Raw genomic sequence first — 14,030 nt, forward strand, 5'->3', positions numbered from 1 at the left:
TCCGGGCCCGCACCGCCGCTACGGCGCCGACCTGGTGGTGCCCCGACTGGTCCGGGCGCAGTGCGCCCTGCTCAAGGGCATCGCGCTGCGGTACGTGATGCGTCGCAGTGGCTTCCGGGGTCGCTACGAGCGGCAGCGCACGATGCTGGCCGAGGTGGTCGCCGCGCTGGTCCGGCGCGCCCCGGAGGGGCTTGATCCGATCTTCGCCCCGCTGTGGCGGGCCGCACCGGACGACACGGCCAGGCTGCGGGTGGTGATCGACCAGGTGGCGTCGCTCACCGACCCGGCGGCGGTGACCTGGCACACCCGCTTGGTCGGCAACGGGACACCCCTGACGGACAACTAGCCAGCTTAGGCTAGCCTAACTGGCATGACGGAACGCCCCAGGAACGTCACCTCGGCCCAGGTGCTGCGCACCGAGCGGCCCACCCCGCACCTGATCCGGCTCGTCCTCGGTGGGGACGAGCTGGTCGGTCTGCCGGTGGGCGAGTTCACCGACCACTACATCAAGGTGGTGTTCCCGCAGCCGGGTGTCGCGTACCCGCAGCCGTTGGACCTCGCCGCGATCCGCCGGGACCTGCCCAGGGAGCAGTGGCCCCGGCTGCGCGCGTACACGGTGCGCCGCTGGGATCCGCTGGCCGGGGAGCTGACCGTCGACGTGGTGCACCACGGCGACGAGGGGTTGGCCGGCCCGTGGGCCGCCGCGCTGCGCCCCGGCGATCCGGTGCACTTCGTCGGCCCCGGCGGCGCGTACGCCCCGAGCCCGGACGCGGACTGGCATCTGCTGGTCGGTGACGAGAGTGCCCTGCCGGCGATCGCCGCCGCCTTGGAGCGCCTGCCGCTGGGCGCCCGGGCCCACGTCTTCGTGGAGATCGCCGACCCGGCCGAGGAGCAGAAGCTGCTCAGCCCCGGGGCTGTGGAGTTGACCTGGCTGCATCGCGGCGATCGCCCGGTGGGCGAGGCGCTGGTCGCGGCGGTGCGGGCGTTGGAGTTCCCGGCTGGCCAGGTGCACGCGTTCGTGCACGGCGAGGCCGCCTTCGTCCGGGAGTTGCGCCGGCTGTTGCGCGGCGAGCGCGGCATTCCGCTCGGCCAGCTCTCCATCTCCGGCTACTGGCGGCGCGGCATGGACGACGAGGGTTGGCGCTCCACCAAGGCCGACTGGAACCAGCAGGTGGCGGCCGAGGAGGTAGCTGTCGCGGCGGCCTGAGCGCCGGTCATCCCTCGGGCGTGTTCGCCTCCTTGCCGGCCCGGGAGAGCCGTCGGCTGAGCAGTACGGCGTACCCGACGACCGCCAGGGAGAGCAGCGACAGCATCAGCCTCGGCTGGTGCACCGTCGCGGTGATCAGACTGACCGAGACCACGCCGTAGGCGGCGATCGCCAGCCGGGCGGCGCTCGGTCGGGTCCACAGCCAGTACAGGGCGAGCCCGCAGGCCGTCCACACCACCATCGAGGCGCCCAGCAGCAGCCGCAGCTCCAGCGGTAGCCGTGCCGCGTTGTCGTCGACCAGCCGGACCACCTGCCCGAGCGCCCAGCCGAGCAGCAGCAGGGCACCGCCGAGCGGGATGTGCAGATAGCTGTACGCCTGCCCTCCGCGCAGGCGGTTCTGGAGGAGTCGGGTGGTGACGAAGGTGGTGTAGACCCACCAGACGGCGGCCGGGATCAGGAACGCCATCGCGGCGGTGAGGATCATGTGTGGCGGTGGGTGGTCCGGCACGGCGAAGAGCAGGCTGGCCAGCGCGCTACCCAGCACGATGATGGTGAACTGGCCGATCCGCTCGGGCAGGTGCCGGTTGTCCACCGGCCAGCGGTTGAGCCAGCGCGCGCCGACCCACGGCGTGGCCAGTTCGATGACCATCGCGACCACCCACAGCGTCGGGCGCCGCTCGGCGGGGAGGGTCAGCGACACGAACCAGATCAGCCAGCCCGACCCGAAGCCGATCAGGTAGATGGTCGTCACCAGGCGGGCCATCGGGCTGGTCGGCCGGGCACGCAGGTACAGCAGGAGCAGGACGCCCCGCACGATCAGGTACCCGACCGGCAGGAGCACGCTCTCCGGCACCTCGTCGACGCCGAGCGTCATCGCGCCCGCGCCTACCAAAGCGACAAGCACCAACAGCCGGTGCAGCGCGTCGTCCGGGTCGAACCGGGTGTCGTAGAAGACCTGCCCCACCCAGGCCCACTGGATCACCACGAAGAGCCCGATCACGGCCAGCACTGCCGTCGGCGACGGGGTCGGATCGCTGCCCAGTCGGGCCACCACCGCCGCCAGCGCGTACACGAAGATGAGGTCGAGGAAGAGCTCCAGCCAGGTGGCGTGCCGGTGGCCGGCCTCGTCCGTCTCCGGGGCCTGGCCGCTTAGCCCCAACCACGCGCCGAACCATCGCGGCACGTGCGGGCCGTCGGTCCGTACCCTGCGCATCTGGTCATGGTCCCCGCGCGGGCCCGGCTCCCGGGCCGGAATCGCGCAGCCGGGGCAGCGGCCGCCGCCACACCGGCGTCCCCCGGCCGGCGTGTCGTCGGTCCGGCAGGGCAGGATGTACGGCGAGGGGGTGGCGCATGGCTGGGCGGATCCGGGACGAGGACATCGCACTGGTCCGGGAACGCACCTCGATCGGGGATGTGATCTCCGAGACGGTCACCCTGAAGTCCGCCGGCGGCGGCAACCTCAAGGGTCTGTGCCCGTTCCACGACGAGAAGAGTCCGTCGTTCAACGTGTCTCCGGCCCGCAACGTCTGGTACTGCTTCGGCTGCGGGGCCGGCGGCGACGCGATCAAGTTCCTGATGGACGCCGACCACCTCAGCTTCGTGGAGTCCGTCGAGCGGCTGGCCGGCCGCGCCGGCATCCAGCTGCGCTACATCGAGGACGACAAGGGCGCCCCGCGCCCCCGCCCGCAGCAGGGTCAGCGGCAGCGCCTGGTCGCCGCGCACGCCGCCGCCGTCGAGTTCTACCGCGCGCAACTGAGCACCGCCGGCGCCCGGCCGGCACGGGAGTTCCTGGCGCGACGGGGCTTCGACCGGGCCGCCGCCGAGCGCTACGGCTGTGGCTTCGCCCCGGATGGTTGGGACCTGCTCACCAAGCACCTGCGCCAGCAGGGCTTCACCCACCAGGAGCTGGTCACCGCCGGGCTGTCCCGGGAGTCCCGCTCCGGCACCCTGATCGACAGGTTCCGTCGCCGGCTGCTCTGGCCGATCCGCGACCTCGCCGGTGACGTGATCGGCTTCGGCGCGCGCAAGCTCTTCGATGACGACGACGGCCCGAAGTACCTGAACACCCCCGAGACGCCGATCTACAAGAAGTCGCACGTGCTCTACGGCATCGACCAGGCCAAACGGGAGATCGCCAAGCAGGGGCGAGCGGTGATCGTCGAGGGTTACACCGACGTGATGGCCTGCCACCTCGCCGGGGTGACCACTGCGGTGGCGACCTGCGGCACCGCCTTCGCCGCGGACCACATCTCGGTCCTGCGTCGGCTGCTGTTCGACAGCGACGAGGTGGCCGGCGAGATCATCTTCACCTTCGACGGCGACGCCGCCGGGCAGAAGGCCGCGCTGCGCGCCTTCGAAGACGATCAGCGCTTCGTCGGGCGCACGTTCATCGCGGTCAGCCCGGACAACATGGACCCGTGCGACCTGCGGCTGGCCAAGGGCGACCTGGCGGTGCGTGATCTGGTCGCCCGCCGCGAGCCGCTCGTCGACTTCGCGCTGCGACACGTGATCAGCCGCTTCGACCTGGACACCGTCGACGGCCGGGTGGAGGCGATGCGTCACGCCGCGCCGTTGGTCGCGCGACTGAAGGACCGGGAAAAGCGCCCGGAGTACGTCCGCAAGCTCGCCATGGACCTCGGCATGGAGATCGAGCCGGTGCAGCGGGCGGTGCTCGCCGCCGGCAACGCTCCGCCGCCCGGCACCCGCGATTCCCGCGACGCCTCCCCCGCCGCTCGGCCGGCCCCGGCCCGCCCCGAGCCGGCACTGGACAGCCCGCTGTCGATGGTCGAGCGGGAGGCGCTCAAACTCGCCCTCCAGCAGCCGGTCCTGGCCGGGCCGATGTTCGACGCGGTCGAGGCCACCGAATACCGCCACCCGGTGCACGTCGCGGTGCGGACGGCCATCGCGGCGGCCGGTGGTGCCGCGTCGGCGACCGGCGGCGCGGTCTGGATCGAGTCGGTCCGGGACGCCTGCGACGACCTGGCGTCCGCGGCGCTGGTCGGTGAGTTGGCCGTCGAACCGCTGCGGATCGACGGCGAACCGGACCCGCGCTACGTGTCGATCACCATGGCCCGGGTGCAGTTCGGGTCGGTGACCGCCCGGGTCCGGGACCTCAAGTCGCGCATCCAGCGGATCAACCCGGTGAACAACAAGGACGAGTACTTCGCCGCCTTCGGTGAGCTGCTGTCGCTGGAGCAGCACGCCCGGGCGCTGCGCGAGCAGGCTGCGGGAGGCCTCTAAATGGGACTGTTCAGCCGCAAGCCGAAGCTGCCGCCGGCCGACCGGCCGCCGCTGACCGCCGACGAGCGGGTGTTGGCCTGGGCCGCCGCCGGCAACGGCGAGGGCGACGGGGTGGTGGTCGCCACCAACCTCGGGTTGTGGCTGCCCGGTCGAGGGCAACGGCTCGGCTGGCACACCATCCTCAAGGCGGTCTGGTCCGGGCGGGAGCTGACCGTCACACCCGCCGAGCCCGTCGTCGAGCGGGACGGCTACACGATGGTCGCCGACGGTCCGGCCGAGACGTACCTGCTGCTCGACCCGGGGGAGCTGCCCCACCAGGTGCGGGCCCGGGTGACCCGCTCGGTCGCGTACACCGAGCACCAGCCGGTGCCCGGCGGTGCCGCGCGGGTCGCGGCCCGGCGCGTGGCCGGGGTCGACGGTCTGACCTGGACGGTCCGACTCGACCCCGGCACTCCGGCGGACGACGAGGCCCTGCTCGCCGAGACCGACCGGCTGGTCGGCGTGGCCCGCGCCGCCACCGCGCCGGCCGACGTCTGACCGGCTGGGTCAGTTCGCCCCGAGGTCCTTCAGCGCCTTCTCGGCACCGCGGTGCAGCGGCACCGGCAGGGTCCTGCGGGCATTCTCCAGCGAGATCCCCTTGGCCGCCGGGTTGGCCTGGGCCAGGGCGTCGCGCTTGTCGAACACCGTCCGGGTGATCGCGCAGGCCACGTTGGCGTCCAGGTCCTTGCGGACCAGCAGCACGTTGGGCACGACGATGGTCGGGGTGTCGGTCGCCGTCCGGTACGCGTCCCGCCCGATCGTGCCTTCCTGGTAGCCGGGGCTCAGCGCGGTCAGCTTCGGCAGCAGCGGCGAGATGTCGACGAACCTCACCGAGTCGCCGGCCGTGGTGAACAGGTCGGTGAGGCCACCGGTGGGCAGACCCCCGGACCAGAAGAAGCCGTCGACGCTGCCGTCCTTGATCCCCTCGACAGTCTTGGTCAGGTCCAGTCGCTGCGCCCGGATGTCAGTGGCCGGGTCGAGGCCGGCGGCCTCCAACAGCCGGTTGGCGATCACCTCCGTGCCGGACTTCGGCGAGCCGGTGGAGATCCGCTTGCCCCGCATGTCGGCCACCGAGGTGATACCGGAATCGTTGCGGACCACCACCTGGGTGTAGTTGTCATAGATGCGGGCCAGCGCCTCCACCGGCTGCGGCGCGGTGAAGCTGCCCTTGCCCTCGACCGCGTTGACCGCCGTGTCGAACAGCGAGAACGCCACGTCGTACTGGCCAGCGACGAGTTGCTCGACGTTCTGCACCGAGGCGCCGGTCTCGGCGGCGGTGCCGGTGAGCTTGCCGCCGGTCGCCCCGGACAACTGCCCGGCCAGGGCGTTGCCGACCACGTAGTAGACGCCCGTCGCGTTGCCGGTGGCGATGCCCACGCGGGTCTCCCGGGTCACTTCGCAGGTGACCTCGCTGGCCGCGTCGTCGGTGGCCGCGCCGCCCTGCTGACCTCCGCAACCCGCGGCACCGACCGTGACGAGGGCGAGCACGCTCAGGCCCGCAGCGAGCCGTACGTCGATTCGTCTCACAGTTGTTCCTCCACAGGGTTGGCTGGTGATCCGGACGATGGCCGACCGGCGGATCTCCGTCGGACGAACACGCCCGCCGCCGCGACGGCGGCCAGCGTCGCGCCGACAGTGACCGGCACGGGTTCGAGCCAGAGCAATGTGACGCCGGCGACGGCGCCGATGGTGCGTTCCGGGGGGCCGGCGGGGCCCACGCCGGGCAGCCAGCCACCGGCGGCGACGGCGAGCACCGCCACGCTGAGCGCGACGACCACTGCCGCGAAGGCGATCCGCTGGACACCACCGATGCCGAGCAGACCGAGCCCGGCCGGCGTGATGACGAACGCGACAGGGGTCAGGTACGCCGGCAGCGCGTACCGCAGGGTCTGCCACATGGTCGGCACCAGCCGGCCGCCGGTGACCGCGGCGGCAGCCACCGCGGCGAGTGCGGTCGGTGGGGACACCTCGGACAGCACCGCGAAGTAGAAGACGAACATCGCCGCCGCCGGCGCGGTGACGCCCAGGTCGAGCAGGGCCGGACCGACGATCACCCACCCGATCACGAACGACGCGGTGACCGGCACGGCCAGTCCCAGCAGGGTGAGCGCCACTGCGGCGAGCAGCGCGGTGAGCACCAGCACCAGCGTCGGGTCCGACGTGGCCGCCTGCGCCCCGCCGATCAGCAGCGCCGCCGCCTGCGGCCCGAGGCCGGTCTTCGTGGTGGTCGCCGTGATGATGCCGGCGGCGGCGCAGACCGCGGTGACGGCGAGGACGCCGCGTACGCCGGTGACGAGCGCTGTCACCAGCCGGCCCGGGGTGAGCCGGTGGGTACGGTCCAGGAACGACAACGCGACGGTGAGCAGAATGGCGAAGACGACAGCCCTCGTCGCGGACACGCCTACCGCGAGGAACACGATGATGGCGATCAGCGAGGCGAAGTGGTAGCCGAACCGGGCCAGCAGACGCCAGGGTGAGCCGACCTCGATCACCACGGGGCGTACGCCGGAGCGGCGAGCGTCGATCTCCACGGCGAGCAGGATGCCGAGGTAGTAGAGCACCGTCGGCACGGTTGCCCAGCCCAGCACCTGGAGGTACGAGACGCCCAGGTACTCGGCGATGATGAACGCCGCCGCGCCCAATGTGGGCGGGGAGAGGATGGCGCCCACACCGGCCGCGGCCAGCATGCCGCCGGCCCGCTCCGGCGGGTAGCCGGCGCGGCGCAACAGCGGCCAGGTGACCGCGCCGATGCTCACCGTCGTCGCCGCGCCGGAGCCGGAGACGGTGCCGAGCAGGAAGCCCGAGGCCACCGCCGTCCGACCGGCGGCGGTACGCGAGCGCCGGAACGCCGCGGCCGACAGCTCGACGAAGAACCGCCCGGCCCCGGACAGCTCCAGCGCCGCGCCGTAGATGGTGAACAACACGATGTACGAGGCGGCCACGTCGAGTGGCGTGCCGTAGAAGCCGCTGTCGGAGTTGTAGAACGCGTCGACCAGCTGACTGAAGTCGAGCCCGGAGTGCGCGACCGGCCAGGACTGCGGCAGCAACCCGCCGTAGTAGCCGTAGCCGAGGAACAGCAGGCAGACAGCGGGCAGGATCCAACCGGTGGTACGTCGACACGCTTCGAGCAGCAGGAGCAGCAGGACGGTGCCCAGCACCAGATCCGTCGGCGCCAGCAGGCCCTGCCGGTCGAGGAACGCGTTGTAGCCGCCGCCACCGCTGCCGATCCGGATCGGCAGGACGGGGTAGAGACAGGCCGCGACAGTCAGCGCGACCAGAACCCAGTCGGTCACCGTGGGTCGTGTCGACGCCTGTCGCGACCGTGCGCTTGCGGTGTTCGCGGCGTTGTCGGTCTTCTCGGCGTTGTCGGCGCGGCGTCGCCGGCTGCGGAGGCGGGCCGGCAGCCGCAGGTCGGCCGGGTAGGCGAGGAAGACCAGCGGGAGTACGCCGGCCAAGAAGATGATCAAGTAGTACTTGCTGCCCTGCGACAGAGGGCGGAACACCTGCCACAGGGCGAGAGCGCCGACCGCCAGCGCCGCCGAGGTGAGGAGCAGACCCGCCGGCCCGGAGAGCACGCGTCCCGGTTTCTCGTCCTCGAACTGGGCGGCCAGGTCCCGGGTCGCCCGCTCGGCGACGCCGGGCTCCGTCGGCTCGGCTCCCGGTCGTGGTCGGGGTGGCGCGCCGCCGGGGCTCGCCGCGGGCCCACCGGTGGGAGAGTTGGCTGGTCGGGCAGCTGACGACGAACCATCGGGCGCGCTGATGGGCGACACGAAAGGACGATACACGTCGATTGGCTGACGGGTGGGGCATCGAATGGCGTTTCGCCGTCAGTGGTACGGACGCCGGGGTGACCGGCCGGTCGTCGGGCGTATTGGCGTGGAGGGTTGTCGGATCCGGCGGTTAGGGTCGGGCGGTGACTTCGGGGCGACCACTGATTCGGGCTCGCGGGCTGGTGAAGCGGTTCGGCGATTTCACCGCCGTGGACGGCATCGATGTCGACGTGCGTCCGGGTGAGGCGTTCGGCTTCCTCGGGCCCAACGGCGCGGGCAAGTCGTCCACCATGCGGATGATCGGCTGCATCTCCCCACCCAGCGCGGGGGAGCTGCGCATCCTCGACATGGATCCGGTGGCTGACGGGCCGGCGATCCGGGCGCGCCTCGGTGTGTGCCCCCAGCTGGACAATCTCGACCCGGAGCTGACCGTCCGGGAAAACCTGACCGTCTACGCCCGCTACTTCGGCATCTCCCGCCGGGCGGCCCGGGAGCGCGCCGCCGAGCTGCTCGACTTCGTCCAGCTCACCGAGCGGGCCGACAGCTTGGTCGAGCCGTTGTCCGGTGGGATGAAGCGTCGGCTGACCATCGCCCGCGCGCTGGTCAACGATCCGGAGATCGTGCTGCTCGACGAGCCGACCACCGGGCTCGACCCGCAGGCCCGGCACCTGGTGTGGGAGCGGCTGTTCCGGCTCAAGCAGCAGGGCGTGACGCTGGTGCTCACCACGCACTACATGGACGAGGCCGAGCAGCTCTGCGACCGCCTGGTGGTGATGGACGGCGGACGGATCGTCGCGGAGGGCTCGCCCCGGGCGTTGATCGAGCAGCACTCGACCCGCGAGGTGGTCGAGCTGCGCTTCGCCGCCGAGTCGCAGGAGCCGTTCGCCGGCAAGCTCGACGGGCTGGGGGAGCGGGTCGAGGTGCTGCCCGACCGGGTCCTGCTCTACGTGCCCGACGGCGACGCGGCGGTCACCGAGGTCACCGCGCTGGGTCTCCAGCCGGCGAACGTGCTGGTGCGGCGCAGCGGCCTGGAGGACGTCTTCCTGCACCTGACCGGCCGCACCCTGGTCGACTGACCGCCCGCGATTGATCGTTGGCAGCGTCGCACGGTTGATCTGCCGGCGGCTCCAACGTGCCCGTGACCGCCACTCGATCCGCAGATCTTGGACACTTTCCGTTAACAGCTAACGGAAACTGTCCAAGATCTGCTCATGTCGCGGGCGATGTGCAGGGGAGCTGCCAACGATCGCCGCTCAACGGGCTCTGGCCCAGGTGATGAAACGGTCGGTCAGTCGGTCGTGGCCGGCGAGATCCCCGGCCGCCTCGTAGAGCAACGTGGCGAGGTAGATGAGCAGGCCGATCCGGTCCTCGCGGTACTCGCCGAGCAGCGCCAGGCGGGCCGGCGAGCAGGGCCATGCGGCGCCGCAGACCCGGCAGCGCCAGGACGGGCGTGCCGCCACGTGTGGGCGGTACCGCGGCATCAGAGCCCGCCGCTGTGGTGAGCCGACCAGGCGAGTCGCACGAGGAACCTCCATCGGGTGGGTGGGAGCGCCCCGGATCGGGGGTCACAGGGCGCTCCCGGCCTGGTTCCGCCCGCCGTCTGGATCCCGTGAGCGGTTCCGCTGCGTGACAGTCTGGTGAGGATCCGACTACGGTGGGAGGTTCCGCACGCCGACGACCAGGGCGTACGGCGATCGGCCCGGCACGGTACGAGGATGTACGGAGGCTGTCCGTGGAGAGTTCGTCCATGCTGGAGCACTTCGCCGAGGAGTTGCGGCTGGCTCGGGCCGCCAACGGGATGTCACAGGCCGCGCTGGCCGAGGCGTTGAGCTATTCCGGAGCGTTGGTCGCCAAGGTGGAGACATCCGAGCGGCGGCCGAGCCTGGACTTCGCCCGCCGGTGCGACGCCGTGTTCGGGGCAGACGGGCGGTTCGAGCGGATCCAGCGGCGGATCAGCCGGGAGGCCGTGGTGCCGTGGTTCCGCGACTGGGCCGGCATCGAGCAGGAAACCACCGCGCTGCGGTGGTTCGAGCCGCTCTACGTGCCGGGCCTGGTGCAGACCGAGGATTACGCCCGCGCCATCCTGGCCGGCGCCGGGCTCTTCGCGGCGGACGAGGTCGAGCAGCAGGTGACCGCCCGGCTCGATCGGCAGGGCGTGCTCACCCGGGACCGGCCGCCGCTGCTCAGCGTGGTCGTCGACGAGTACGTGCTGCGCCGTCACATCGGCGGGCCGGAGGTGATGCGCGAGCAGTTGCGTCACCTGGTGAAGCTCGGCTCCGCCCTGCCCCGGGTCCGAATCCAGGTCGTGCCGCTGTCCGCCGGTGCGTACGCTGGGCTCGATGGTCCCTTCGTGATCGCCACCGCCGCCACCGGTGAGGATGTCGTCTTCCTGGACGGGCAGCGCCACGGCCAGGTGATCGACCGCGTCGAGTACGTCCGGCAGATGGTCGAGGTGTGGGAGTCGATCCGGGGTGAGGCACTATCGCAGCAGCAGTCCCTCGACCTGATTGCGGAAGTGGCGGAGACATGGAGCTGACCGGCGCCCGCTGGCGCAAGAGCACCCGCAGCAACGGCAGCGGCGGTGCCTGTGTGGAGGTTGCCGCCAACCTGCCCGGGCTGGTGGCCGTCCGCGACTCCAAGGACCCGGCCGGCCCCGTACTCGTGTTCCCGCCCGACGCGTGGCGCGCGTTCGTCGACTCCGACTCGGTCCGCAGGTGACCGGCGGTCCCGCCGTCTAGATCCACTCGGCTTTCAGGAAGCCGGGGCATTGAGGTCGCTCTGACACCCCGACTTTCAGGAAGCCGAGTCGATCAAGTGCGACGCGGCGACGCGGCGACGCGGGGCCCAGGGCGACGCGGCGAAACCCGGGCGACACGTCGGTGGGGTCGTCGTAGGGTGGCCGGCGGTCTGTCGTACCCCGGGGGTAGACAGGTCGTGGTGGTCGGCGCGGTGGGCGGGGTGGTCGGGTGAGTGCGGCGGGGTCGGCGCGGTTCCCATGGGTGCCGGCATATGCGGTGTTCGAGCACTACCTGGTGGGGCTTCGACGCACCTGGCGGGCCGGGGTGTTCTCCTCGTTCCTGCTGCCGGTGCTGACGGTCCTCGGCTTCGGGGTCGGCGTCGGCGCCTACATCGACCAGGGCGTCGGGGGTGTGCGTTACCTCGACTGGCTGGTCCCCGGGCTGATCGCCTCGACCGCCCTCCAGGTGACGGTCGGTGACTCGACCTGGCCGGTGTTCAGCAACTTCCAGTGGGTCAAGACCTACTTCGCACAGGGCGCGTCGCCGCTGCGAGTCTGTGACATCGTGGCCGGGCACCTGGCCTTCGTGTTGTTCCGGGTGCTCACCACGATCGCGGCGTTCCTGCTGGTCACCGGGCTGTTCGGGGCGTTGCGATCGCCGTGGGCGGTGGCCACCCTGCCGGTGGTGGCGTTGCTCGGGCTGGCCGTCGCCGCGCCGACGTTCGCGTACGCCGCGTCGGTGTCGAGCGACAACTGGCTCGCGATGCTGTTCCGGTTCGCGGTCATCCCGATGACGCTCTTCGCCGGGGTGTTCTTCCCTGTCGAGTCGTTGCCGGACGCGCTGCGGTGGTTGGCGTACGTGACGCCGTTGTGGCACGCCGTGGACCTGTGCCGCGCGGCCACGCTCGGTGTCGCCCCACAGTGGTCGATCGTCGGGCACCTTCTCTACCTGGCCGCCTGGGCGGTCGCCGGCTGGTTGCTGGCGGTGCGCGCGTTCCGTCGCAAGCTCGTCGTCTAGGGAGGGAGGGTGTCGTGGTCACGCTGATCCTGCCCCGGCTGGTCGACGTCTCCGCCGCGTCCCGGCGGTCGGCGTCGGTGTTCGAGCGCAACGTCGCGGCGCTGAAGCCGGTCTACTGGCTGCTGCTGCTCTCCGGCTTCGTGGAGCCGCTGCTCTACCTGCTGTCCATCGGGGTGGGCGTCGGCGCGCTGGTCGGCGACCTGCCGTTGCCGGGCGGGCGGCTGGTCTCGTACGCCGAGTTCGTGGCCCCGGCGATGCTCGCCTCCTCGGCGATGACCGGGGCGATCTCGGAGACCACCTTCAACTTCTTCGGCAAGATGAAGTACATGAAGCTGTACGACGGGGTGATCGCCACCCCGGTACGGCCGTTCGAGATCGCCGTGGGCGAGTTGGGTTGGGCGATGCTGCGGGGGAGCGCCTACTCGGCGGCGTTCCTCGGTGTGATGGTCGCGCTGGAGTTGACAAGCGTCACCCGAGCGCTGACCGCTCTCCCGGCCGCGGTGCTTGTCGGGTTCGCGTTCGGGGCGCTCGGCATGGCGATCTCCACCTTGATGCGCAGTTGGCAGGATTTCGACCTGATGGCCTCCGCGCAGTTCACGCTGTTTCTCTTCTCCGGCACCTTCGTTCCGGCGCAGGCCTACCCGACAGTGCTGCACTGGCTCGTCGAGATCACCCCGCTGTACCGGTCGGTGCACCTGATCCGGGGGCTCGCGCTGGGCGGTGACGGCTGGCTCTGGCTGCTCGACGTGCTCTACCTGCTGGCGATGATGGCGGCCGGCCTGCTGGTGGCTTCCCGCCGAATGGCGAGGTTGCTCTACAAGTAGGGGTTATCCGCGCCCGTCCACGGGGCATGTCCGGAGGTGACACTGCCGACCAGGAGGAGGGGCGATGACCTCGGACGAGTCTTCCGCCCAGCGTGAGCGTGATCCGGCCACCGCGCCGGTCGGGCCCGACGCGGGCCCGGACAGCCCCACCGACCTGCCCGGCAGTGGCTGGAAGGCGGCGATGCGCCGGACGATCACCGAATTCCAGGACGACAGCCTCACCGACTGGGCCGCCGCGCTGACCTACTACGGGGTGCTGTCCATCTTCCCCGGCCTGCTGGTGCTGATCTCCCTGCTCGGCCTCCTCGGCGAGAGCGCCACCGAGGGCGTCAAGGACACCGTCGACCAGGCGGTGCCGAACGACAGCATCCAGGAGATCATCGAGGGCGCTATCAACACCGCCCAGCAGAACGGCGGCCTGGCCAGCATCGCGGCGATCGTCGGTCTGTTGGCCGCGTTCTGGTCCGCGTCCGGCTATATCGGCGCGTTCATGCGCGCGTCCAACACCATCTACGACGTGCCGGAAGGCCGGCCGATCTGGAAGACGCTGCCGATCCGGGCCGGTGTGACCGCGGTGATCGGCGTGCTGCTGCTGGTGTGCGCGGTGATCGTGGTCTTCACCGGCCGCCTCGCCGAATCGGTCGGTGACGTGATCGGGCTCGGCTCCACGGCTGTCACGGTGTGGGACATCGCGAAGTGGCCGGTGCTGCTGATCCTGGTCAGCCTGATGTTCGCGATCCTCTACTGGGCCTCACCGAACGCGCGGCACGGCGGCTTCCGCTGGGTCAGCCCGGGTGGCGTGCTGGCCGTGGTGATCTGGCTGGTGATCTCCGGCCTGTTCGCCTTCTACGTGAGCAACTTCGGTTCGTACGACAAGACGTACGGGACGCTGGCCGGGGTGATCATCTTCCTGGTCTGGCTGTGGCTGAGCAACATCGCGATCCTGCTGGGTGCGGAGTTCGACGCGGAGTTGGAGCGCGGTCGCGCGATCTCGGCCGGGCACGCGGTGGACGACGAGCCGTACGTCGAGTTGCGCGACGATCGCAAGCTCCGCAAGAAGCGCAACGCGGCGGGTCGCCGCTGACGGTCCCGCCCCCCAAAACGCCCCGCCACCGAGGATCGGCTGGCGGGGCGTTTGCGTGTCCGTCGATGGAACTGCGGGCGAGGGGCCGCGGGCCGTCCGTGATCCTTTCCT

13 protein-coding genes and 1 pseudogene are annotated in these 14,030 nt (G+C 71.2%); 10 read left to right on the plus strand and 4 right to left on the minus strand.

Annotated features, from left to right (window positions below; translation table 11 throughout):
- Positions 1 to 346: pseudogene (locus IW248_RS00005) on the plus strand (deoxyguanosinetriphosphate triphosphohydrolase); the annotation flags it as partial.
- A 24-nt stretch (positions 347 to 370) separates the two neighbouring features.
- The gene (locus tag IW248_RS00010) at positions 371 to 1,207 is read left to right on the plus strand and encodes a siderophore-interacting protein (RefSeq protein ID WP_124819686.1); all 837 of its coding nucleotides are present in this window, start codon (positions 371 to 373) and stop codon (positions 1,205 to 1,207) included.
- Positions 1,208 to 1,214: 7 nt separating this feature from the next.
- Here IW248_RS00010 and IW248_RS00015 read toward each other — a convergent pair whose 3' ends face one another.
- Positions 1,215 to 2,420: a low temperature requirement protein A gene (locus IW248_RS00015; protein WP_196925117.1), complete on the minus strand. Its 1,206-nt coding sequence runs from the start codon at positions 2,418 to 2,420 to the stop codon at positions 1,215 to 1,217.
- Between the two features lie 137 nt (positions 2,421 to 2,557).
- Here IW248_RS00015 and dnaG point away from each other — a divergent pair, with 137 nt between their 5' ends.
- A complete protein-coding gene (gene dnaG / locus IW248_RS00020; protein ID WP_196925118.1) occupies positions 2,558 to 4,447 on the plus strand; it encodes a DNA primase in 1,890 nt (629 codons plus the stop codon).
- Positions 4,448 to 4,984 carry a hypothetical protein gene (locus IW248_RS00025; RefSeq protein WP_196925119.1) on the plus strand — a complete coding sequence of 179 codons (537 nt, stop codon included), beginning with the start codon at positions 4,448 to 4,450 and terminating at the stop codon, positions 4,982 to 4,984.
- A gap of 9 nt (positions 4,985 to 4,993) precedes the next feature.
- On the opposite strand, the gene IW248_RS00030 is transcribed toward IW248_RS00025, so the two are convergent.
- Positions 4,994 to 6,013 carry a TAXI family TRAP transporter solute-binding subunit gene (locus IW248_RS00030; protein WP_196925120.1) on the minus strand — a complete coding sequence of 340 codons (1,020 nt, stop codon included), beginning with the start codon at positions 6,011 to 6,013 and terminating at the stop codon, positions 4,994 to 4,996.
- Positions 6,010 to 8,256, minus strand: a complete 2,247-nt coding sequence (locus IW248_RS00035) for a TRAP transporter permease (protein WP_196925121.1) — start codon at positions 8,254 to 8,256, stop codon at positions 6,010 to 6,012. The genes IW248_RS00030 and IW248_RS00035 overlap by 4 nt, the downstream gene beginning before the upstream one ends.
- A gap of 143 nt (positions 8,257 to 8,399) precedes the next feature.
- On the opposite strand from IW248_RS00035, the gene IW248_RS00040 reads away from it, so the two are divergent.
- Positions 8,400 to 9,332: an ABC transporter ATP-binding protein gene (locus IW248_RS00040; RefSeq protein WP_196925122.1), complete on the plus strand. Its 933-nt coding sequence runs from the start codon at positions 8,400 to 8,402 to the stop codon at positions 9,330 to 9,332.
- Between the two features lie 177 nt (positions 9,333 to 9,509).
- Here IW248_RS00040 and IW248_RS00045 read toward each other — a convergent pair whose 3' ends face one another.
- Entirely contained in the window at positions 9,510 to 9,716 is a 207-nt protein-coding gene (locus IW248_RS00045; protein WP_307787585.1) for a flavin reductase, read from the minus strand.
- Between the two features lie 272 nt (positions 9,717 to 9,988).
- Here IW248_RS00045 and IW248_RS00050 point away from each other — a divergent pair, with 272 nt between their 5' ends.
- The 5 genes from IW248_RS00050 (at position 9,989) to IW248_RS00070 (ending at position 13,919) form a co-directional block, all read left to right on the plus strand.
- A complete protein-coding gene (locus tag IW248_RS00050) occupies positions 9,989 to 10,792 on the plus strand; it encodes a helix-turn-helix domain-containing protein (RefSeq protein ID WP_307787586.1) in 804 nt (267 codons plus the stop codon).
- On the plus strand, positions 10,783 to 10,974 hold the full coding sequence (locus tag IW248_RS00055; protein WP_196925124.1) for a DUF397 domain-containing protein: 192 nt from the start codon (positions 10,783 to 10,785) through the stop codon (positions 10,972 to 10,974). Before IW248_RS00050 ends, IW248_RS00055 begins: the two co-directional genes overlap by 10 nt.
- Before the next feature lie 248 nt (positions 10,975 to 11,222).
- Positions 11,223 to 12,011: an ABC transporter permease gene (locus tag IW248_RS00060; protein ID WP_196925125.1), complete on the plus strand. Its 789-nt coding sequence runs from the start codon at positions 11,223 to 11,225 to the stop codon at positions 12,009 to 12,011.
- Positions 12,012 to 12,025: 14 nt separating this feature from the next.
- Positions 12,026 to 12,835 carry an ABC transporter permease gene (locus IW248_RS00065; RefSeq protein WP_196925126.1) on the plus strand — a complete coding sequence of 270 codons (810 nt, stop codon included), beginning with the start codon at positions 12,026 to 12,028 and terminating at the stop codon, positions 12,833 to 12,835.
- A 64-nt stretch (positions 12,836 to 12,899) separates the two neighbouring features.
- Positions 12,900 to 13,919 carry a YihY/virulence factor BrkB family protein gene (locus IW248_RS00070; protein WP_196925127.1) on the plus strand — a complete coding sequence of 340 codons (1,020 nt, stop codon included), beginning with the start codon at positions 12,900 to 12,902 and terminating at the stop codon, positions 13,917 to 13,919.
- Positions 13,920 to 14,030: the final 111 nt, after the last annotated feature.

This window comes from Micromonospora ureilytica (assembly GCF_015751765.1).
Classification (GTDB): domain Bacteria; phylum Actinomycetota; class Actinomycetes; order Mycobacteriales; family Micromonosporaceae; genus Micromonospora; species Micromonospora ureilytica.

Coding starts and splice junctions, on each gene's coding strand:
- dnaG (WP_196925118.1), top strand. CDS start 2,558: ATGGCTGGGCGGATCCGGGACGAGGACATCGCACTGGTCCGGGAACGC.
- IW248_RS00015 (WP_196925117.1), bottom strand. CDS start 2,420: ATGCGCAGGGTACGGACCGACGGCCCGCACGTGCCGCGATGGTTCGGC.
- IW248_RS00025 (WP_196925119.1), top strand. CDS start 4,448: ATGGGACTGTTCAGCCGCAAGCCGAAGCTGCCGCCGGCCGACCGGCCG.
- IW248_RS00010 (WP_124819686.1), top strand. CDS start 371: ATGACGGAACGCCCCAGGAACGTCACCTCGGCCCAGGTGCTGCGCACC.
- IW248_RS00055 (WP_196925124.1), top strand. CDS start 10,783: ATGGAGCTGACCGGCGCCCGCTGGCGCAAGAGCACCCGCAGCAACGGC.
- IW248_RS00070 (WP_196925127.1), top strand. CDS start 12,900: ATGACCTCGGACGAGTCTTCCGCCCAGCGTGAGCGTGATCCGGCCACC.